Consider the following 21,500-nt stretch of genomic DNA (forward strand, 5'->3'; position numbering starts at 1 on the left):
AGTATGCATAAAAACAGGCAGGAGGGAATTTTTGTGTTCAGACGTAAGGCGGAGCATCACGATATGGCTGATGTGAATGTATATACAGCGAAGAGATTAAACGACATGGCAGGCTCCCTCGGAGAGCTGGCCAGAGCATGTACAGATGAATTGTCCGCCGGACAGGGACTTACGAAGGAAGATGGGATTGCGGCGATGCAGACAGCCGCAGCCATGGTATGCGCGGGCTGCAACAAGTGCAATATCTATTCCAGCCAGGAACAGGAAAATAACTACTATCTGTATTATCTGATTCGCTCGTTTGAGCAAAAAGGAAATCTGGATTACGGGGACATGCCCCGCATGTTTCTCGAGACCTGCAAACATCGGGACGAGTACGTGGACCAGTTAAACCGCAGTCTCGGAAAAGCAACGATGAATTTAGCCTGGAAGAACCGGTTCCTGGAGAGCAGGGATGCGGTCATCATCCAGTTTAAGGAGCTTGCCGTTATCCTGGAGGAATTTTCCCACCAGATGGAAAAGGCGGTGGACATTACCCAGGACAAGGCGGATGCGGTGGAGAAGGAATTCAAGCGCCGCCACATTATCATTGAAAAAATGCTGATTCTGGAGTATGAAAACCACCAGAAAGAGGCATTCCTCACCATGCGGACCGGAAATGGGCGCTGCGTGACTGCGAAGGAGGCGGCGGAGCTGCTGGAGGAAGCCATGGACGAAAACGAGTGGTGTGTCGCCCACGACGGCAGAAACTTAATCACGAAGCAGCCGGCCACGATCCGTTTCGTGGAAAAGGGGCGTTACCGCATGGTCTACGGCGCCGCCCGCGCCATAAAGACAGGGGAGGCCGTCTCGGGGGATAACTACAGCTTCAGCCAGATCATGCCCGGCCAGGTGATCATGAGCCTCTCCGACGGCATGGGAAGCGGTGAAATAGCGGAGGAAGAGAGCCGTCAGGTTATTGAGCTGACAGAGAGGCTCCTGGAAACCGGTTTTTCCGCCCGAGCCGCCTTAAAGCTTGTCAACACGGTGCTTCTTCTGACCGGCAACGTGCAGCATCCCGCGACTCTTGACTTAGGATGCATCGACCTGCATACCGGAATCCTGGAGGCTATGAAGCTGGGGGCTGCGGCTACCTATATACTGACTCCCAGCGGAGTGGAGCTTCTGGAGGCCGGCGAGGTCCCCATGGGCATCTTAAATCCGGTAGAACCGATTCTTCTCTCAAAAAAACTGTGGGACGACAACCGTATCATCATGGTCAGCGACGGCGTCTTAGACGCCCTGCCCGGTGAGGACAAGGAACTGTCACTCCTGGAATTCATAGCCGGAATGCCCATAAAAAATCCACAGGACATGGCCGACCGCATCCTTCTCTTCGCCCGCTCATTCAACGAGTACGTGGGTGACGACATGACCGTCTTAACTGCCGGTATCTGGGACCGCTGACGGTTTAGGGGATCTGTCTGTGCCATGCGGCAGTCGTTGTCTGCCGGCCCATACGAATTCAGAAGGCATGTACCCTGCGCCTTCTGAATTTGTTACAACCGTCATCCGATCCTCCCATACGCCTCCATACAATCCTCCCGTTTAAAATTTCCAGTCAACATTTCGAGTCGGACTTTCACGATTTTCCTCTTTATGGTATATTTATAATTATACCGGGAAAAATCTACAAAGGCGGTGTTACCATGCACAGAAAAATACTGGAAACCATCAGGGAATTCATCCGGGAGCACGGTATGCTCGCCCCAGGCGACCGCGTAATCATAGGATTGTCCGGCGGCGCGGATTCGGTGAGCCTTCTGATGATCTTAAGCGAACTGAAGAAAGAACTGAACATAGAGCTTTTCGCGGTCCATGTCCACCATGGGTTAAGGGGGAAGGAGGCGGACCGTGACAGCGCATACGCACAGGAACTGTCAGAGAATCTGGGAGTGCCTTTTGTTTGTGTGCACGCGAACGTGGCAGAGTACGCCCGTGTGAACGGAGTCTCAGAGGAGGAAGCGGGAAGGCATCTGCGCTACCAGATTCTGGAGGAACAGCGCCTTTTTTGCCATGCGGCGAAGATCGCCGTGGCTCATCACGCGGATGATCAGGTGGAGACTGTGCTCTATAACCTGTTCCGCGGAAGCGGCTTAAAAGGGCTCGGCGGGATGAGGCCGGTGCGGGACGCCGTCATACGGCCTCTGCTTTCGGTAACGAGAAAAGAGATTCTTGCATATCTGGAAGAAAAAGAGATATCATATTGTGAGGACTCTACAAACAGCGGGACGGATTATATCAGGAACCGCCTGCGCCATGAGATCATTCCCGCTGTCAGGGAACGGATCAACGAGGGGGCGCCATCCAATATCCTGCAGGCGGCAAAGACGGCCGCGGCCGCGGATGCCTGTTTTGAGAGGACCGCAAGGCGGATTCTGGAGAGCGGCGGCATCCGGGAGAGACGGGAGGACGGCGGCGTTATTTCCATTGGAATTTCTGCGGAGATATTAAAACAGGAAGAGTCCATTGTCCGTCAGTACGTGATCCGGCAGATGATCGGAGAGACGTATCTGTCTTTAAAGGATATTGCCTCCGTCCACGTGGAGGAGGCCGAAAAGCTTCTTTTTAAGCCGGTGGGACGGCAGATCCAGCTGCCGGATGGGGGATATGCCCTACGGACCTACGAGGAATTGTGGATAAAAAAAGAGGAAAAAAAGCTTTTTTCCCAGAGCGGCGGCGAAGAAACCGGAATAACGCCCGTTATGACGACATTTCCTTACAAAAAAGGGCAGGAAATTCCCAAAAACAGGTATACGAAATGGTTTGATTATGATAAAATCAATAGTGCGCTCTCTGTGAGGTATCGGGAAACCGGAGACTATATTACGCTCGCCGGCGGCGGCAGAAAGACAGTCAAATCGTTTATGATCGATGAAAAGATTCCGAAGGAAGAACGCGGTAAGATTCTGCTGGCGGCGGACGGATCACACATTCTCTGGATCATCGGATACCGGATCAGTGAATATTATAAAATTACAGACGATACTCATACAGTACTGCAAATACAAATAGACGGAGGAAAAATTGATGAATGATAAGATACGTGTATTGTTATCGGAAGAAGAAGTAGCAAAGAGAATCAAGGAGATGGGGGAGGTAATCAGCAGTGATTACGAAGGCAGACCCCTTCATCTGATCTGCATCTTAAAGGGCGGAGTGTTCTTTACCTGCGAGCTGGCAAAGAGAATCAGCCTGCCGCTGACCCTGGATTTCATGTCTGTATCCAGCTATGGCGCAGGCACCGTATCCAGCGGAATCGTAAAGATCGTAAAGGATTTGGATGAACCGATCGAGGGAAAGGATGTATTGATTGTGGAAGATATCATCGATTCAGGCAATACGCTTTCTTATCTGATTGAAGTCCTGAAGCAGAGAAACCCGAGAAGCATCGAGCTGTGCACCCTGCTTGATAAGCCGGAACGCCGTGTGAAGAAACAGGTTACGGTTAAATACACCTGCTTTACCGTACCGGATCAGTTCATCGTGGGATACGGTCTTGATTATGACCAGAAATACAGGAATTTGCCGTATATCGGAGTAATAGAACAGCAATAAGGAGGCAGCCCGTTGAAACAACAGCAACCATTTAGAGGGTTAGGTCTCGTTCTGATCCTCGTGATCATGCTGATCGTAGCAAGCATGTTTCCGAGACAGAATGAGAAGATCAGTAACCAGGAATATATGAAGGCCATCGAGGATGGCAGCGTAGTCGCAGCGACTATCAAGCAGAACCAGCAGACGCCCACCGGCCAGGTCGTGCTGATTATAAGCGACGGATCGGCGGAACAGGCCAAAGTCGTGAATGTTCCGGACGTCATTGCAGCACAGGAGCTGCTGGACAGGAACGGAATCGTCTATACCACGGAGAACGTACCCCAGGAGAATTATTTCCTGACCATCGTTCTTCCGATTATCCTGACTGCCGTGGTTCTCGTTGGCATGTTCATGCTGATGAACGCCAGAGCGGGATCGGGAGGCGCCAACGCCAAGATGATGAATTTCGGCCGCAGCCGGGCGCATCTGGCCAAGGACGCCAATAAGGTCAACTTTGGAAAGGTCGCCGGTCTAGAAGAAGAGAAGGAAGAACTGGCCGAGGTGGTGGACTTCTTAAAGAATCCACAGAAATACACCAGTGTCGGAGCGCGTATCCCCAAGGGCATTCTGCTTGTGGGCCCTCCGGGAACCGGTAAGACGCTGCTCGCAAAGGCGGTGGCAGGGGAGGCGGGAGTTCCGTTCTTCTCCATTTCGGGTTCCGATTTCGTGGAGATGTTCGTCGGTGTCGGCGCATCGAGAGTCCGCGATTTATTTGAAGAAGGCAAGAAACACGCCCCCTGTATCATCTTTATCGACGAGATCGACGCCGTTGCCCGCCGGAGAGGTACCGGTATGGGAGGCGGCCACGATGAGAGGGAGCAGACCTTAAACCAGCTGCTGGTCGAGATGGATGGATTCGGTGTCAATGAAGGCATCATCGTCATGGCGGCCACCAACCGTGTGGATATTTTAGACCCGGCCATTCTGCGCCCGGGCCGGTTTGACCGGAAGGTCGGAGTGGGGACGCCTGATGTCAAGGGCAGAGAAGAAATCTTAATCGTTCATTCCAAGGAAAAACCTCTGGGAGAGGATGTGGACTTAAAGCGTGTGGCACAGACCACATCAGGGTTTACAGGCGCTGATTTAGAGAATCTGATGAATGAGGCAGCCATCAACGCAGCCCGTGATGACAAGAAGTTTATCAACCAGGCGGATATTAACAAGGCATTTGTAAAGGTTGGAATTGGCGCGGAGAAGAAGAGCAAGGTCATCTCCGAAAAGGAGAAGAAGATCACCGCTTACCACGAGGCCGGCCATGCGATTCTGTTCCATCTGCTTCCGGATGAAGGACCAGTCCATACTATTTCCATCATCCCTACAGGCATCAGTGCGGCGGGTTATACCATGCCTTTGCCGGAGAGCGACCGGATGTTCAACACAAAGGGAAAGATGCTGCAGGATATCATGGTGGATTTAGGCGGCAGAATCGCAGAAGAACTGGTCTTCGGTGATATTACCACCGGCGCATCCCAGGATATTAAGCAGGCGACAGCGACGGCCCGTTCCATGGTGACTCAGTACGGTATGTCTGACCGGGTCGGTATGATTAATTACGACAATGACGGCGACGAGGTCTTCATTGGCCGCGATCTGGCTCACACTAAGAGCTACGGCAACGAGGTTGCCAATGCGATCGACAGCGAAGTGAAGCGCATCATCGATGACTGCTACACCAAGGCGAAGGATATCATCATGAAGCATGAGGATGTACTTCATTCCTGTTCCCAGCTTTTGATTGAGAAAGAGAAGATTGGCCAGCAGGAGTTTGAAAGCCTGTTCCCGGCAGAGATTTAATGGCAGCATAGCTGCTATGTCATTCAATATGCAGATGCCCGGTAAAATGCCTAAGATTGGCGCCGGGTGCCTGCATTTTTTTGTCTGTAAAATGGGGGGGAATCAAAAATGACGGAAAAATAGGAATGAAAAAAATGATGTTTGTGCACACTTATTTCTGAAAGCATGATATATTATTAATCGTAAACCCCCCCAATACATTATATAGTTTTTGCTACACCCCATAAGAAACGAAATACCTTCTCCAAAAAACGGTCAGCTCCCCCGCTGACCGTTTTTTATTTCAGCAGGAAAGTGATCCCGGGGAATACGGAAAAGGTTGGAAGAAAACGAGGGATTGGGCATGAAAAAATGAAGAAACTAAGAGCCCACGGGGTTGTATATTTAGGCCTGATCAGATAAAATAGATACAGGAGTAAATGAGAAAGGGAAGGATAACCGTATGTGCTTCCAGGCAGAGGCGTTAAACAGAGAGGCGTTATTTACCGACGAGACAGAAAATTTCCGGTTTCCCACAGAGCCTTTAGAAGGAGACGACGTATACTTACGTTTCCGAACCGCAAGGGATAATGTGGATTATGTATATTATATAGAAGATGGCAGCAGGAACGAAGCCATTATGGAGAGGTCAGACTCCGACGGTTTATTTGATTACTATGAACATAAGATTACAGTCGGCAGGGAAAGACTCAGCTACAGCTTTAAGGTGGTAAAAGGCAGCGAGACCTGTTACTACAACCGGCTGGGGGCGACGATGGATAATCAGGAGTGTTTTCATTTCCGGATTGCTCCGGGATTTAGCACCCCGGACTGGGCCAAGGGCGCCATCATGTATCAGATCTACGTGGACCGGTTCTGCAATGGCGATCCGTCCAACGATGTCGTAGATAACGAGTATTTTTATATAGACCAGAATGTCATGCATGTGTCGGATTGGAGCAAATATCCCAGTCAGATGGACGTGGGCTGCTTCTACGGCGGTGACCTGCAGGGTGTATGGGATAAGCTGGATTATATTCAGAATCTGGGTGTGGATGTCATCTATTTCAACCCGATTTTCGTGTCACCATCCAACCACAAGTATGACTGCCAGGATTATGACCATATTGATCCGCATTACGGCGTAATTGTAAAGGACGGCGGAGAGCCGCTGAAGAGCGGGTCCGCCGATAACCGCCAGGCGACCAAGTATATGATAAGAAGCACGGCAAAGGAGAATTTGGAGGCCAGTGACGCGTTTTTTGCACGGTTTGTGGCTGAGGTTCACCGCCGGGGGATGAAGGTCATCCTGGACGGAGTGTTTAATCACTGCGGATCCTTTAATAAATGGCTGGACGGAGAACTGCTTTACCAGATGTCCGGCGACTATGAAGCTGGGGCGTATGTCTCGGAGGACAGCCCGTACCATACATTTTTTAAGTTCTATAAGGATGACGCATGGCCCTGCAACGATTCCTACGACGGCTGGTGGGGCCATTCCACGCTGCCGAAGCTAAATTATGAGGAATCACCGAAGCTGTATGAATACATCATGAAGATTGCCCGTAAATGGGTTTCTCCGCCTTACAACGTGGACGGCTGGAGACTTGATGTCGCCGCCGATTTAGGCCACAGCAGCGAGTACAACCACCAGTTCTGGCGGGATTTCCGGAACGCGGTGAAGGAGGCCAACCCAAAGGCGATCGTGCTGGCAGAGCACTACGGCGACCCCTCCAGCTGGCTGGCAGGAGACCAGTGGGACACCGTGATGAACTATGACGCGTTTATGGAGCCTGTAACCTGGTTTCTGACAGGCATGGAGAAGCACAGTGATGAGAGTAATCCCAATCTCTACGGGGATGGGGAGAGCTTTTTCCGCTCCATGAATTACCATATGAGCCGGATGATGACGAATTCCATGATGGTGGCCATGAACGAACTGTCCAACCACGATCACTCCCGTTTCTTAACGAGGACGAACCGAATGGTGGGACGGATCAGCACGAAAGGGGCCAAGGCTGCTTCCGAGGGTGTGAACTACGGCGTGTTCCGTGAGGCCGTATTGATCCAGATGACCTGGCCGGGAGCGCCGACCATCTACTACGGCGATGAGGCCGGAGTCTGCGGCTGGACAGATCCCGATAACCGGAGAACGTATCCGTGGGGCAATGAGAATCTGGAACTGATTGAATTTCATAAATATATGACGGGGCTTCATCACCGGATCGCCGCTTTGAGACGCGGCTCCTTAAAGCAGCTGCTGGCAGGAAGGCAGCTGATCGCATACGGCCGGTTCTGCGGCGACAGCGTCTGTGCCGTGATCGTCAACAACCGGGCGACGGAGCGGGATGTTCAGCTTCCGGTATGGCAGCTGGGCCTTTCGGACGGAGATACGCTGGTACGCCACATGCTGACGTACGAGACAGGATACAATGTGGGCAGAATCAGCTATGAGGTCGCAGACGGTCAGGTATCGGTCTTTATGCCTGCTAACAGCGCGATACTGCTTGCGACAGACCGGGTATAGACCAGGGCAATTTTAAAACACGCTCTAAACTGGTCCGGCAGAGACGAAAAAGGCCGGGCCAGTCAGAGCGGGATGTCCGAATGGAAGAAAGAGGATGAAAAAATAATCGCGCAGCCGATGAAAACTGCTTGATTTTTTATGCTCTCTGTGATAAAATAATCACTGCTTGTCAAAGCATTTTGGATGGTTTCCCGAGTGGCCAAAGGGGACAGACTGTAAATCTGCTGCAAATTGCTTCGGTGGTTCGAATCCACCACCATCCATATGCCGGCGTGGCGGAACTGGCAGACGCACAGGACTTAAAATCCTGCGGGCCTAATCGCCCGTACCGGTTCGATTCCGGTCGCCGGCATTAAAAAAGCTGCAAAAGTGAACATTCACTTTTGCAGCTTTTTATTATCTATAAAATTCGTGCCAGGGACTCCTTGTTTCTGTGGTCTCCAAAGGACTCGGAGGACTTAGAGGAATTGTTGATGAAGAACAGATAGCGCCGTCCGGCCTCTTCTCCAGGAAGGCTTTGCCTTCCTCGGTCCCCTGCATCGATTTTCTGGTGGGCAGATATCCGGACTCGGAAGCCCGGATTATATTTCCAGATTGGAAAACTGTACGGTCAGTCCACTCCGCTTAAAAAATATAAAAAAAGAGCAAGGCTGTCGTGTAAACACATGCCTTACTCTTCGTCTCATTAGCATCATTAGTTTGTATTTTAGCAAATAAACGACATGAAGTAAATGAATTTTTGATAATTAACGAGTGGAAAACAGTAAAAATATGGTCAAAATTAACAAATATATAACTATAAACATAGAACATCCTACCAATGATGACTTAAATAACTAAAAACTATTGACATATACACAGATAAAATATAATATATAGACAAACAAAGGTAGTACGTTCTACATATAAGAACAGGAGGTAAAAAACGCGAGGAGATTTAAAAGATGATTGAAACTATTAACCGGTATTGAGGAGGCGGTGGAGCCGCATCCGGGGAAAGGGAGAAGAAATGAAGAAGAAAACTTTAAGCATTATGTTATCAATCGCATTAGGTGTGTCCGCGCTAATGACAGGATGTGGTGGATCAGGAACACAGACAGCAGAGAGGGACGGAGGGGATAAGGCTTCAGAAGGAAAAGCTGAAGGTGCTAAAGATGCAGCGGCCTCCGGGAAAGAAGTGGTTAGAGTTGTGGTTCCCGGTATCAGTGAGGAGACAACCGTAGATCCTATATCAGGGATTAAAAAGAAGGGACTGGGAGAATTTGAAGCATTTTTAGAAGCGCAGATTCCGGATTATGACATTGATTTAGTTTCTATTCCGTGGGACGGATGGATTCAGAAAATGGAGACTCTTGTAACCTCTGGTGAGGTCGATGTTGGATTTTATACAAATCAGGAAGCAGTTCCCGGGTGGTATATTGATCTGACGGATTATTTAAAGAAGGATACAGAAGTTAATTTCGACAATCTGAATCACTTGTTTATCGAACCGGCCGTTTTTTATACGAAGTATAATTCCTTTAACTATCCCGAAAACACAGGACAGGTATTCGGTCTTCCAATGACTATGGCAAGCAATATTATTGTATATGACAAGCAGCTTTTTGAGGATTGGGGAGTAGAGGCACCTACCGAAAGCACAACTTTTACGGAACTGGTAGACATGGCAGAAAAGATGACCGGTAAAAATCCTGCAACAGGGTCCACCAACTACGGTGGATATTTATTCTCAACCTGGATGGAGTGGTATGCGATCAGCTATGATGCGGTAAAGACTTATAAAAGTGATACTATGATGCTGTCAGACATGGATACAGATGAGTATGTGGAGTATGTAAAGAATTCTCCGGAGGTTCTTAATTATTTTTCCGATATGATAAGGCTGGTTAACTGTTGTCCGGAAGGTGTGGCAACCGGAAACGGCAGCGAAAAATTCTTTACTGATGAAAATGACATTGCAATCAATTTCGATACCAATAATGTTGGAACCAATTATATGAAGTATGTGTATGCGGGCGACAGCGCGATTTGTGACAGATATATTCCTTTGCTTATACCGACGGGCAAAAATGGAATGGAAGGTTTCCCTGAATTTTTCCGCTTTTCTATAACCAAATCAGCTAAGAATCCGGACGCTGCATGGGAAGTTATCAAGAAGCTGACCACGACACCTGAGATCGTAGACTTCTATTTAACAAATTACGCTCAGGATAAGGTTACAGCACTTGCAGACACCAGCAAAGTCACCATGATGGATTATGAAATTAACAAGAAGCGTCACGACTATCAGATTAATGCTATGTTTAAGACAGATGATTACTGGTTCTGGAGAACTCCGCTTCAGGCAGTGAATAATCAGATTTTGTCAAAGCAGCTGACGGCAGAAGCCGCCCGTGAGGAGTTCTATAAAGGAGTATCTGACTGGGTTAATAATACAAAAGCACAGTTAGGGCAATAGCACCTGTATCCACGGGATACTGCGGGTGCGGTATCCCGTGAAATGTCGTTAGGAGGAAACGGTGTGAGATGGTCAAAGACTAAAAAAATACTGAGCTGGTACCTATTATTGTTAATTCCGCTGACAGGAACGGTAGTTTTTAACGTGTACCCATTGCTTCGTACGCTTGGAACAAGCCTTGAAAACATAAAAGGTACTTTTATCGGATTTACAAATTATAAAATACTGTTTGGAAATGACGAATTCAAGAAAGATGTAGTAAACACACTGTATATGGCAGTGCTCGGCGTCGGTTTCAATGTGCCTGTCGCATTTATTATTGCTAATATGCTTAACCATGTGCGAAGGGGAAAGAATGTTTTTAAGGTTATTTTCTTGCTGCCAATGATCATGTCAATGGTGACAGTAGCCACATTATTTAAATATCTTCTTATGCCGAATGAATCAGGTATTGTCAATTACTTATTAGGATTTTTAGGAATCAGTCCAAAACTTTGGCTCAATGGTGCGGCTACGGCAAGGGAATCGCTTGTCGCTATGGCGATATGGAAAGGAATCGGTTATAATATTATACTGTTTTTTGCCGGTCTGCAAAGTGTATCAAGAGAACTTTACGAAGCATCAGAGATTGATGGGGCCAATGAGTGGAATAAATGGATTTATATTACAATTCCATGTATAAAAAATACATTTGTTTTTGTGCTGATTACTTCATCTATTTCCGCACTCAAACGCTTTACAGAAGTATATGCGGTGAGTGGTGAAACAGGAAATCCAGCGGGAGCACTTGGAACTATTATGCTTTTTATCTATAAAAATTCTTTTTCAACACTGAATTATAAAGATGAAGGGCAGGCCGCTGCCGCCTCCATCATGCTGTTCGTTATTATTCTTGGTGTAACCCTGATCAACTATCTGGTTACCAATGATAAAGAGGAAAGGCCCCCTCGCAGGCGCTCGGCGAAATGTGACGACGGGACTGGGAAAAAGAGAAGAAGCAGAAGGAGGGCAGGCAGGTGAAAAAGAAATTAGGAATTGCAGATATTATTTATTATAGCGTACTTTCCATTATGGCGCTGGTCATTTTACTGCCATTCATATGGCTGGTCTCTACAAGTTTTGATTATTTCAAATCATATACTTTGCCATATCCACCCAGAATGCTGCCGAAAAAACTAAGTACATTTAATTACGAGATGGCTCTGACCAATGTGCCAATTGTAAGATATTTATTTAATACCGTCATAATTGCTGTTTTGGATGTCATATTTAATGTGTTTATTGCCACTCTTACGGGATTTTGTATTTCAAAAGGAAAATTTCCAGGTAAAAACTTAATTATGATATTTATACTGTCTAATATGATGGTGCCATTTGAGACTAAGCTGATGCCTATGTATCAGATCATCAAAAGATTAGGGCTTTCTAATCAGTTTATGGGGGTCATTCTTCCGGGAGTTATGACAAATGCCATGTTTATGTTCTTTGTTAAGAAATTCTGCGATGATCTTCCGGATGATTTATATGAGGCGGGAGTAATTGACGGAGCCAGCAAGTTCAGAATATATGCGCAGCTGTTTCTGCCGTTGATGCAGCCCATTATAGCAACTATCGTTATTCTTGATGTGGTCAATGTATGGAACGACTTATTGTGGCCAATGATCGTGCTAAATAAGAGTCAGAACTATACCATCCAGATTGGGCTGGTATTGTATAATGCAAGTGCCAATGGCCAGGTTCATGCCGGAATTGCCCTGGCGCTGTCAATTTTAAGTGTAATTCCTCTGGCAATAGTTTTTATATTCGTACAAAAGTATATTGTACAAAGCATTGCTTTTTCCGGACTGAAACAGTAAATGTGGTAAAAAAATTTAATTAGTCCAGTTTGTTGCCCCTATTTGTACAAAATTGTGTTATATTAAAAATAAGTTGATGAAGAGGATGGTACCATTTATGGCGGAATACGATAAAAGAAAGTTAAAACCAATCGGGCAGAAAACAATTGTGGATCAGATTATCAACACAATCATCGACTCTATTATTAAGGGGAACTACAAGGCTGGTACAAAACTGCCCAGTGAATACGAGCTGATAGAAGAAATGCAGGTGAGCCGGAATTCACTCAGAGAGGCTATGAAAATACTGTCTACCATGGGAATTGTGGAAATTAAGCGGGGAGATGGAACCTATGTGTGCTCTCAGGTCAATCCTTCCGTATTTGATAGAGTGGTCTACAGTATGATTTATGATGTCAGCACAAGTACTGAGCTTTTGGAATTGAGACAGATTCTGGATGAAGCAACAGTTCAGCTGGCAGTACAGAAGATAACCTATTCTGAGATGGAAAAACTTCAGGAGAATATTGATCAGATGAAGGCTGCGATTCAGGCTCAGGATATTGAACGCATGCAAAAATATGATATGGAATTTCATATGACGCTGATAGAAAGCTGTAAAAATGTTTTTTTTATCAGAATTATGAAAGGGGTCTATAGTATATTTGAAAATTCCATTGGTGAAAATGTCCGTACTGAGAAAATCGACTCTCTGGCGGCAGTCTATCACCAAAGAATTTTAAACTGTATTAAAGATAAGAATTACGATGATATTCATGCGGCAGTAGAAGATTCTCTTAAAACATGGAGAAACAGGGTCTAGTGTATAATTAAGTAACATACTGAGAACAGGCATCCCTGTTCTTAAAAAAATAGGTAGGACGTTCTACTAATTTGTTTTGACTATTGATAATATACAGACAGGTAAAAGAGATGAGAGAAGAGAAAACGGATTATTTACAAAAAAAAGCAAATGAAATAAGAAAGACGGCACTTACCATGATTTATCATGCGCAATCCGGCCATCCGGGAGGTTCCATGTCCGCGGCAGATATTGTTACAGCGCTCTATTTTGATGTGATGAATGTAGACCCTGAAAACCCCGGCTGGGAGAATCGGGATCGGTTTGTCCTTTCGAAGGGGCACGTCTGCCCGGTTCTATACTCGGCATTAATTTTAAAGGGCTATATTGGACAGGAAGAAATCTATCAGTTAAGGAAGCAGGGTTCAAGACTGCAGGGACATCCGGATATGAAAAAATGTCCGGGAATTGATATATCCACCGGTTCTCTGGGACAGGGAATATCCTGCGCTGTTGGTATGGCTCTCGCTGCTAAACGAGACAGTAAAAGTTATATGACCTATGTACTGCTTGGCGATGGAGAATGTGACGAGGGGCAGGTCTGGGAGGCGGCGCAGGCGGCCAATAAATATCACTTGGATAATCTTGTAGTATTTGTAGACAATAACAGGCTTCAAAATGATGGATTTGTGGCTGATATTATGCCTTCCATGGATCTAAGAGTAAAATTTGAGGCATTTGGATTCGAAGCTATCCGGATAAATGGCCATGACATGTCTGAAATTCTGACAGGCACCAGGTCAATGCTTGACAGCAAAAATGGAAAACCCAAATGCATCGTATGTGATACCGTGAAGGGAAAAGGTGTGTCATTTATGGAAAATGTTGCATCCTGGCATGGTACGGCGCCGGATACGAATCAGTATAAACAGGCAATGAAAGAGCTGGGAGGTGGTTTTTGTGAGTAAAAGGGCTACCAGAGAGGCGTTAGGGGATGAGGTTTTAAGCCTTGGAGGAGAGTGCGATAAGATCTATGTGATTGACTGTGATGTATCAAAATCCTGTAAGACCCAGTCATTTGCAGCGGCATTTCCAGATCGCCATGTCAATGCAGGGATATCAGAACAGAATGCGGTCGGTATGGCGGCTGGATTGGCAACTACGGGGAAAATTCCTATGGTGGTTACCTATGCCGTGTTCGGAAGCATGAGAGCTTTGGAGCAAATTCGACAGGAAATCTGTTATCCTGAACTCAATGTAAAAATACTCTGTTCCCACGGCGGTCTGACACCTGCTAACGATGGCGCCTCTCATCAGTGTGTAGAGGATATGGGGATTCTCCGTACCATACCAGGGATGACTGTTATTATGCCTGCCGATTACCATTCCGCGAGACGTCTGATTCGCGCGGCTGCAGATTATAAAGGTGCAGTATATTTAAGATTTACCCGAGATGCGGTAGACAATATATATGGGGAAGAAGAGACATTTGAGATAGGCAAAGCCAAATGCCTGAAAACTGGAAAAGATATTACTGTGTTTGCAAATGGAGACACTGTCTCTATTGCCATGAAGGCTGTAAAGGCTCTGGAAGAAGAAGGAATCAGCGCGGGCCTGTACGATATGCACACAATAAAACCATTGGATACAGAGACTGTAAGGCGGGCAGTCCGGGAAACAGGGCGAATTATAACTGTAGAGGATCATAATATTATCAATGGCCTTGGATCTGCAGTCTGCGAGGTCGCAGCTGAGATGGGAAGAGGCATGGTAAAACGAATTGGGGTCAGGGATCATTTTGGAGAATCTGCACCCTATGAGGAGCTGCTTAGAAAGAACGGAATAACGTGGGAGATGATTTGCAGTGAGGCGCGTTGTATGATGGGACGGGGTGTGTAAAATGATTACAGAATCCAGTATGCAGCAGGCAAAAAGAAGAGCAGGAGATATGATCAGAAAAGCCGGAATCAGGTGCTCAGATCAGGAGCTGGATAGTATGGAGGTTGCTGATTTTGGCCTGTCCAACCTGTTTGCAGAAGGGGCAGAAATTTTGCCGCTGGCAGAAACGGAAAAGGTGGCGTGCAGAATTATCGCACTGTTTCCTGGGCAGACAGAACCGGAACACTGGCATGAGGAAAGTAAAGAAATTGGGAAGTCTGGTGTGATACCGGGGAAAGAAGAAACGCTTCGGGTCATAACGGGAACACTTCGGGTTTTCATTGAAGGCGAGCCAAACACCAGCGAATCCGTAATCCCGAAGGGAAAAGAGGCATATTATACATGCAGACATCAGATTGTGCTGGAGCCATGCGAAAATCTGACTCTTTATCCGGGGATGAAACACTGGTTTCAAGCAGGAGAGGAAGGCTGTGTCTTTTATACCATATCCACAACTGCTAAAGACGGCAGTGACCCATTTACCGATCCGTCAGTAGTGAGAAAGACGCAGATAATACGTGAAAAATGAGTTTGGAGGACATATGAGAAAGACAAATTATAAAATCCTGGGCGGCGATTTCTACATTAATGGAATTAAAACATATACAGATATTGAGGGCAGCGATGAGAAGATTCATGGGCTTCTGTTTAATACAAGATTTATCCAGGGAATTTTTGATGATGTAAACCCTGAAAATTCAGGAAAATATGACCGGTTTGGCATTAAATTTAATGCTGAAGAGAATACAGAAAGAATGATAGCGGCTCTGAAGGACTGGTATGAGGCCGGAGTCAGAGCAATCACAATCGGCCTGCAGGGCGGAGGTCCTATTTATACCTACGATGACTGGAGCGTCATAGATACAGGCAGTTTTTCCAGTGATGGAAAACAACTGAATGAAGCATATAAAAACAGGCTGTTAAAAGTGCTGCAGGCTTGTGATGAACTGGGAATGCTGGTGATTGTCAGCTTTTTGTATCAGGCTCAGGAGCATCTGTTTCATGATGGTACGGCGATGATGGAAGCAGTGCGCACTGCCAGCGTATTTTTAAGGGATTCCGGATATGAGAATGTCATCATAGAGGTTGCAAACGAACATGATGTGGGAAATTTTAATAAGCATCCGATGATTAGCAGCGGAGAGGGAATCGCCAGCCTGATTAATCTGGCAAGGGAATGGTCCGGCAATAAATTTGCAGTAGGATCCAGTGGCGGAGGCGGAATCTGCAAACAGGAAGTGATTGAGAACAGTGATGTGATACTGATTCATGGTAATGGACTGCGAAGGCAGGAGATGTATGATTTTATCATAAGTGTTCATGAAAAGGCACCGGATAAGCCAATCGTATGTAATGAAGATTCACAGATGTTTGGTCAGCTTAAGGTTTCCTATGCAACACATACTTCCTGGGGATACTACAATGATTTTACAAAGCAGGAGCCGCCTTCTGACTGGGGAATTACTTCAGGAGAGGATGCATTTTTCGCCAGAAGGCTGAAAAATATGATTTCAGGTGTAAAGATGGGTGAAAATGAATTTTATCTGCAAGGATTTGGAAAAGATTACCATATTGAGGGAAAGAGGTATGTGAGACTTTCCAGCCTTTACCCTGAACAGATTGATTATGTGGAGTTTTACCAAGATGATAAGCTGTTGTACACTTCATTTGCTGAGCCATTTATGCTTTATTCTTTAACAACATGGAACCAGGATCCATATGTGATACCGGAAGAGGCCTGTGAGTTTACAGCACGAATTTATTTGCACGACGGAAATGTGAGACAGGAGACAGTAAAACTTACGGATCTACATAAATAAATCTGTCGGTTAAACTGAGTGAGGAGAAAAAATGGAGAGAAAGTATTCAATTATTACAGGGTTCATGGGGACGGTAAAAGACAGATTTATCGATTATCAGCCTGCCCGATCCATGGAGGAAATGGTAAAGATGGCATCAAAAGTGAAGGGCTGTTCAGGATTAGAGGTTGTCTATCCACAAAACTTTACCAATGCTGCAGAACTCAAAAAAATGCTTGATGCTTATGGACTGGGAGTTTCCACTGTAAACTTAAACGTTAAGGGGGACGAAATCTGGCGCTATGGTTCCTTTACCCATCCGGATGCCTCTGTGCGGAGAAAAGCGGTGGATGCTATGAAAGAAGCCATGGACAGAGCGGCACAGCTGGAATGCCCAATCGTAACCTGTGCCCTTTTAAACGACGGTGTTGATTATCCTTTTGAAATTAACTATATGGATGCATTTTCCCATGCGCTTGAGGGAATCAGAGAAGCGGCAGAATACAGAAAGGATGTAAAAATCAGTCTGGAATATAAACAGTCTGAACCAAGAGTACACTGCCTGCTTAATAATGCCGGGAAGATGGCATATTTTGCTCAAATGACGGAACAGGATAATGTAGGTGTGACACTTGATTTTGGCCATGCACTTCAGGCACTGGAGGTTCCGGCTGACTCCGCCAGTTTCCTGGGGCAGACTGGGAAATTATTCTATGTCCATGTAAATGATAACTTCCGCAACTGGGACTGGGATATGGTTCCTGGTACTGTTAATCTTTGGGACTATATTGAATTCGCTCTGGCCTTAAAACAGGTGGGTTATAAAGGCTGGATTACAGCCGATGTCTTCCCACAGCGTCACGACCCCATTAGGATAATGGAGAAAACATTTGAGTGGATGGATTATATTTTCGATGTGGCAGAAAAAATTGACGAGGACAAATTAAAACAGATGCAGAAAGAACTGGATACTTTTGAAATAATGGATTATATCCGGTCGCTTCTGTAGGGAGAGTTCCAATGGATTGTCAATATGTGAAACTTGAAAAAAAGGGCGCCATAAGAAGTATAACCTATCATTCTGATAAAGAGCAGAATCTTCTGACCATTCAGGGAATGCAGGAAATATTGTGGGCAATTGAAGAATGCAGATATGATGAGAACTGCAGAGCTCTTCTTTTTACCGGCTGGGGGGATTGCTTTTGCATGGGCGGATACCTTGGGGATTATAAAAATCAGGGGGCGGAGAAGATTATTCAATTTGCTGATATGCTGACAGAGCTTCATAAGCAGATGAGCCGTTTCCCAAAGCCTACGGTAGCTGCAGTAAATGGGCATACTGGAGGAGGGGGGTTAAGTTTTCTGGAAACCTTTGATATGGCGGTATCTGTTCCTTGGGCTGAGTTTTCGCTTCCTGAACGGCAGAACGGTCTTGCCCCTATGATCTCTCTGATGGGTATGCAAAATTCATTTAGCAGAAAAATATGCATGGAGCTGGCCGGATTGGGAACGAGACTTCATGCAGATCAGGCAATGGGAGCGGGAATTATTAACCGGATTGCAGAAAATGATGTCATGGAGGAAGCAGCAGAATATGCCATGCGTCTTTCTGACTGCAATATCAGGGCGTTTGGTGTGTGCAAACAATTTTATGTGACAGCCTCGGGGCTGTCGTATGAACAACAGCTGGAAATAGGGAAACAGTATCTGGTAACGATGTTAAAGAGTAAGGAGAGGATGCATACGTGAAAATTGTTGTCTTAGATGGATATACGGAAAATCCCGGTGATTTGAGTTGGAAAGGGCTGGAGGATCTGGGAGACTTGGAGGTTTACGACAGGACTCCAAAAGAACTGTGCGCTGAAAGAATTGGAGATGCGGAAGCTGTATTTAGTAATAAAACAGTCATTTCGAAAGAAATTATGGAGCAGTGTCCATCTCTTAAATACATTGGAGTGTTGGCTACCGGCTATAATGTAATTGACGTTTCTGAGGCCGCTAAAAGAGGAATAACGGTTACAAATGTTCCGTCTTATGGGACAAATGCTGTAGCACAGTATACAATGGCTCTTTTGCTTGAACTGTGCCATCATGTGGGAGATCACTCAGATTGTGTAAAAAAGGGCGGGTGGACTTCCTGTGAGGACTGGTGTTTTTGGAACTATCCGCTGATGGAGCTTGCAGGTAAGACTATGGGAATTATCGGATTTGGAAAAATAGGTCAGGCTGTGGCTGGTCTGGCGCTGGCATTTGGAATGCATGTGGTTTTCTATGACGCTTTTCCCTTTGGTCGGGAAAGCCTGCAAAATGGGTGCCGGCAGGTCGCTTTAGATGATTTATTCAGCCAGGCAGATATTATTTCGCTTCACTGTCCGCTTTTTGAGTCCACAAAAGGCATTATTAACCGGGAAAATATAGCAAAAATGAAGGATGGAGTTATGATATTAAATGACTCCAGAGGGCCGCTCATTGTTGAAGAAGATCTGCGTGATGCATTAATAGCCGGCAAGGTATCAGCCGCTGCCGTGGATGTGGTTTCCACAGAACCGATTAAGGCAGATAATCCGCTGCTGACAGCACCTAATATAATTATTACACCGCATATTGCATGGGCCTCTAAACAGTCCAGGCAGAGGCTTATGGATATTGCGGTCAATAACTTAAAAGCATATCTGGATGGGAATGTATGTAACCAGGTGTAATACTGGGTGCGGCTGTTATAGCCGCACCTTTTTGTTGTTAATCATCCAATATCTTTTCTTAAAATACCGGGTATGTTCTTTCCTGAAGTTTTGTGATATGATGAAAAAAATAAGGATAACGGCTCTGCCGGAAGGAGAAGAACATCATGAAAAACACAGAAATTAACATCAGAGATCCATTTGTACTTGTGGAGGACGGAACGTATTATATGTACGGAACGAGGGCCGCTACCTGCTGGGGGGAGGCAGACGGTTTCGACTGTTATGTCAGTAAAGACATGGAGGATTGGGACGGACCGTTCGAAGTGTTCCATAAACCGGAGGACTTCTGGGCAGATCGGAACTGCTGGGCTCCGGAAGTGCACAAGTACCAGGAATTTTATTATATGTTTGCAACCTTTAAGGACAGCAGCGTTCATGGGGGAACTGCGATCTTGAAGTCGGAGAGTCCGCTGGGGCCGTTCGTCATGTACAGTGACTGCCAGATCACGCCGAAGGACTGGGAGTGTATCGACGGCACATTCTATGTATCACCTGACGGGACGCCGTATATGGTGTTTGTCCATGAGTGGGTGCAGATATCGGATGGCAGTATCTGCGCCGTGGAGCTGAGCCGCGACTTAAAGGAAGCCGTGTCCGAACCGGTGACCCTGTTCCATGCTTCGGAGGCAGTGGGATGGGTGCAGACGATTACCAATAAAAACCGGCCGGGACTTCATTACGTGACAGACGGCCCGTATCTTTACCGGACAGGCGGCGGACGCCTGATTATGCTCTGGTCCAGCTTTGGAAAAGAGGGCTATACAGAGGCGCTGGCTTACTCGGATAACGGGGACATTACGGGTAAATGGACACAGGATGACCGCCTGCTGTTTTTAAAGGACGGTGGTCACGGCATGATATTTGAGAGCATTTCCGGAGAACTGTATCTGACCCTGCATACGCCGAACGAGCATCTGAAGGAGCATCCGGTATTTTACCGTCTGATTGAGGAGGAGGACACGCTGCGCGTAGCGGAACTATCATGAAAGAAGTATTTTTCACGGGAAAATGCGACGGAATCGGAATCAGCCACGTCGCCAGGGACTGTGATCTAACGGAGACGATCGGATTTTATAAAAATGAATACCAGATTTATTATATTCTGGATGGGGAACGTTTTTTCTATCAGGGGAGCAAAAGCTACCGGATGGACAGGGGAACGCTTACCTTCATCGACAAACGGCAGATCCCCTTCACCAATGTGATCGGGGGAAAATACCACGAGAGAATATTGATTGAGGTGGATGAGAAATGGCTGGTCAGTATGGGGAAGGCCATGGAGCTGGACCTGATCGGTTTTTTCACAAATTATCACGGCGTTTACCGGCTGGAGGGAAAGCATCTGGCGGCAGTTGAGAAAAAGCTCAAAAAGATGGAAGAGGTGATGGCGCAGAAGAGATCCTGCGCGCCCGCGGAGGTGAAGAATCTTCTGATTTCCGTTATAATATCCATGCTGTATGGCGCGGGCACCAGGTGTGAGGAGTACAACATGCCAAACGGAAAGATGCTCCGTTACGCCAAGGCAAGGGAGATAATTCAGTATATCATGGAGCATTACTCGGAGGTCTACGGACTGGAGGATCTGGCTGGAATCTTCTACATGGACAAAAGCTATTTAAGCCGGATCTTCAAAGAGGTGACGAATTTTACCGTAAACGAATTTATTAACTGCCAGAGAATCGGCCATGCCAGGGATATGCTGCTGGATGAGTCGCTGTCCATGGAGGAAATTTCTCAAAAGCTGGGCTATGAAAGATTATCCTATTTTGACCGTGTTTTTAAGAAATATGTGGGGATGTCTCCGCTGCAGTACCGTAAATCCAAACGAAAAAAGAATGAGGATGAAGAAAACCAGTCAATATAGTGCAAAAACCGGAGATTTTTTGATGGATTGGTGAAAGTGCCCAAATTGGTTGAAAAAATAAGTCTTAAATAGTAAGATGTGTTTACAGAAACGTATCGGATCCGGAAAAGCTTAAGCAGGTAAC

Annotated in this window: 18 protein-coding genes and 2 tRNA genes; all 20 read left to right on the top strand. The window is 46.3% G+C overall.

Annotated features, from left to right (window positions below; all coding sequences use genetic code 11):
* The first annotated feature begins 33 nt into the window (after positions 1-33).
* The 20 genes from H8S75_RS24210 (at position 34) to H8S75_RS24305 (ending at position 21,376) form a co-directional block, all read left to right on the top strand.
* Positions 34-1,446, top strand: a complete 1,413-nt coding sequence (locus H8S75_RS24210) for a SpoIIE family protein phosphatase (RefSeq protein WP_055659177.1) — start codon at positions 34-36, stop codon at positions 1,444-1,446.
* Between the two features lie 242 nt (positions 1,447-1,688).
* Positions 1,689-3,077 carry a tRNA lysidine(34) synthetase TilS gene (gene tilS, locus H8S75_RS24215; RefSeq protein ID WP_187023741.1) on the top strand — a complete coding sequence of 463 codons (1,389 nt, stop codon included), beginning with the start codon at positions 1,689-1,691 and terminating at the stop codon, positions 3,075-3,077.
* Positions 3,070-3,597: a hypoxanthine phosphoribosyltransferase gene (gene hpt / locus H8S75_RS24220; RefSeq protein ID WP_055659174.1), complete on the top strand. Its 528-nt coding sequence runs from the start codon at positions 3,070-3,072 to the stop codon at positions 3,595-3,597. Before tilS ends, hpt begins: the two co-directional genes overlap by 8 nt.
* A 12-nt stretch (positions 3,598-3,609) precedes the next feature.
* The gene (ftsH, locus tag H8S75_RS24225) at positions 3,610-5,430 is read left to right on the top strand and encodes an ATP-dependent zinc metalloprotease FtsH (protein WP_187023742.1); all 1,821 of its coding nucleotides are present in this window, start codon (positions 3,610-3,612) and stop codon (positions 5,428-5,430) included.
* A 442-nt stretch (positions 5,431-5,872) separates the two neighbouring features.
* Entirely contained in the window at positions 5,873-7,936 is a 2,064-nt protein-coding gene (locus tag H8S75_RS24230) for a glycoside hydrolase family 13 protein (RefSeq protein ID WP_187023743.1), read from the top strand.
* A gap of 181 nt (positions 7,937-8,117) precedes the next feature.
* A tRNA-Tyr gene (locus H8S75_RS24235) sits at positions 8,118-8,199 on the top strand.
* A gap of 3 nt (positions 8,200-8,202) precedes the next feature.
* A tRNA-Leu gene (locus tag H8S75_RS24240) sits at positions 8,203-8,288 on the top strand.
* 657 nt (positions 8,289-8,945) lie between these two features.
* Positions 8,946-10,394, top strand: a complete 1,449-nt coding sequence (locus tag H8S75_RS24245) for an ABC transporter substrate-binding protein (RefSeq protein WP_187023744.1) — start codon at positions 8,946-8,948, stop codon at positions 10,392-10,394.
* 63 nt (positions 10,395-10,457) lie between these two features.
* Positions 10,458-11,414: a carbohydrate ABC transporter permease gene (locus tag H8S75_RS24250; RefSeq protein ID WP_187023745.1), complete on the top strand. Its 957-nt coding sequence runs from the start codon at positions 10,458-10,460 to the stop codon at positions 11,412-11,414.
* On the top strand, positions 11,411-12,250 hold the full coding sequence (locus H8S75_RS32845) for a carbohydrate ABC transporter permease (RefSeq protein ID WP_117624523.1): 840 nt from the start codon (positions 11,411-11,413) through the stop codon (positions 12,248-12,250). The genes H8S75_RS24250 and H8S75_RS32845 overlap by 4 nt, the downstream gene beginning before the upstream one ends.
* Positions 12,251-12,347: 97 nt before the next feature.
* The gene (locus H8S75_RS24260) at positions 12,348-13,052 is read left to right on the top strand and encodes a FadR/GntR family transcriptional regulator (protein ID WP_167437758.1); all 705 of its coding nucleotides are present in this window, start codon (positions 12,348-12,350) and stop codon (positions 13,050-13,052) included.
* A 110-nt stretch (positions 13,053-13,162) separates the two neighbouring features.
* Positions 13,163-13,999 carry a transketolase gene (locus H8S75_RS24265; protein WP_187023746.1) on the top strand — a complete coding sequence of 279 codons (837 nt, stop codon included), beginning with the start codon at positions 13,163-13,165 and terminating at the stop codon, positions 13,997-13,999.
* Complete coding sequence (locus H8S75_RS24270; RefSeq protein WP_187023747.1) at positions 13,992-14,930, top strand: transketolase family protein; 939 nt, start codon at positions 13,992-13,994, stop codon at positions 14,928-14,930. Before H8S75_RS24265 ends, H8S75_RS24270 begins: the two co-directional genes overlap by 8 nt.
* 97 nt (positions 14,931-15,027) lie before the next feature.
* Positions 15,028-15,498, top strand: a complete 471-nt coding sequence (locus tag H8S75_RS24275) for a D-lyxose/D-mannose family sugar isomerase (RefSeq protein WP_187023748.1) — start codon at positions 15,028-15,030, stop codon at positions 15,496-15,498.
* A gap of 13 nt (positions 15,499-15,511) precedes the next feature.
* On the top strand, positions 15,512-16,789 hold the full coding sequence (locus tag H8S75_RS24280; RefSeq protein ID WP_187023749.1) for a hypothetical protein: 1,278 nt from the start codon (positions 15,512-15,514) through the stop codon (positions 16,787-16,789).
* 31 nt (positions 16,790-16,820) lie between these two features.
* On the top strand, positions 16,821-17,777 hold the full coding sequence (locus H8S75_RS24285; RefSeq protein WP_187023750.1) for a sugar phosphate isomerase/epimerase family protein: 957 nt from the start codon (positions 16,821-16,823) through the stop codon (positions 17,775-17,777).
* Between the two features lie 11 nt (positions 17,778-17,788).
* Positions 17,789-18,517, top strand: a complete 729-nt coding sequence (locus tag H8S75_RS24290) for an enoyl-CoA hydratase/isomerase family protein (RefSeq protein WP_187023751.1) — start codon at positions 17,789-17,791, stop codon at positions 18,515-18,517.
* Entirely contained in the window at positions 18,514-19,470 is a 957-nt protein-coding gene (locus tag H8S75_RS24295; protein WP_187023752.1) for a D-2-hydroxyacid dehydrogenase, read from the top strand. The genes H8S75_RS24290 and H8S75_RS24295 overlap by 4 nt, the downstream gene beginning before the upstream one ends.
* A 146-nt stretch (positions 19,471-19,616) precedes the next feature.
* A complete protein-coding gene (locus tag H8S75_RS24300) occupies positions 19,617-20,498 on the top strand; it encodes a glycoside hydrolase family 43 protein (protein WP_110326067.1) in 882 nt (293 codons plus the stop codon).
* Positions 20,495-21,376 carry a helix-turn-helix domain-containing protein gene (locus H8S75_RS24305; protein ID WP_187023753.1) on the top strand — a complete coding sequence of 294 codons (882 nt, stop codon included), beginning with the start codon at positions 20,495-20,497 and terminating at the stop codon, positions 21,374-21,376. The genes H8S75_RS24300 and H8S75_RS24305 overlap by 4 nt, the downstream gene beginning before the upstream one ends.
* Positions 21,377-21,500 lie beyond the last annotated feature (124 nt).

Origin of the sequence: Hungatella hominis, from assembly GCF_014288005.1 — a bacterium.
GTDB classification, from domain to species: domain Bacteria; phylum Bacillota; class Clostridia; order Lachnospirales; family Lachnospiraceae; genus Hungatella; species Hungatella effluvii.

Excerpts from the sequence above, each read along its gene's own strand:
- tilS (WP_187023741.1), top strand. The coding sequence starts at position 1,689 with ATGCACAGAAAAATACTGGAAACCATCAGGGAATTCATCCGGGAGCAC.
- hpt (WP_055659174.1), top strand. The coding sequence starts at position 3,070 with ATGAATGATAAGATACGTGTATTGTTATCGGAAGAAGAAGTAGCAAAG.
- H8S75_RS24230 (WP_187023743.1), top strand. The coding sequence starts at position 5,873 with ATGTGCTTCCAGGCAGAGGCGTTAAACAGAGAGGCGTTATTTACCGAC.
- H8S75_RS24245 (WP_187023744.1), top strand. The coding sequence starts at position 8,946 with ATGAAGAAGAAAACTTTAAGCATTATGTTATCAATCGCATTAGGTGTG.
- H8S75_RS24260 (WP_167437758.1), top strand. The coding sequence starts at position 12,348 with ATGGCGGAATACGATAAAAGAAAGTTAAAACCAATCGGGCAGAAAACA.
- H8S75_RS24265 (WP_187023746.1), top strand. The coding sequence starts at position 13,163 with ATGAGAGAAGAGAAAACGGATTATTTACAAAAAAAAGCAAATGAAATA.
- H8S75_RS24275 (WP_187023748.1), top strand. The coding sequence starts at position 15,028 with ATGGAGGTTGCTGATTTTGGCCTGTCCAACCTGTTTGCAGAAGGGGCA.
- H8S75_RS24280 (WP_187023749.1), top strand. The coding sequence starts at position 15,512 with ATGAGAAAGACAAATTATAAAATCCTGGGCGGCGATTTCTACATTAAT.
- H8S75_RS24285 (WP_187023750.1), top strand. The coding sequence starts at position 16,821 with ATGGAGAGAAAGTATTCAATTATTACAGGGTTCATGGGGACGGTAAAA.
- H8S75_RS24290 (WP_187023751.1), top strand. The coding sequence starts at position 17,789 with ATGGATTGTCAATATGTGAAACTTGAAAAAAAGGGCGCCATAAGAAGT.
- H8S75_RS24300 (WP_110326067.1), top strand. The coding sequence starts at position 19,617 with ATGAAAAACACAGAAATTAACATCAGAGATCCATTTGTACTTGTGGAG.
- H8S75_RS24305 (WP_187023753.1), top strand. The coding sequence starts at position 20,495 with ATGAAAGAAGTATTTTTCACGGGAAAATGCGACGGAATCGGAATCAGC.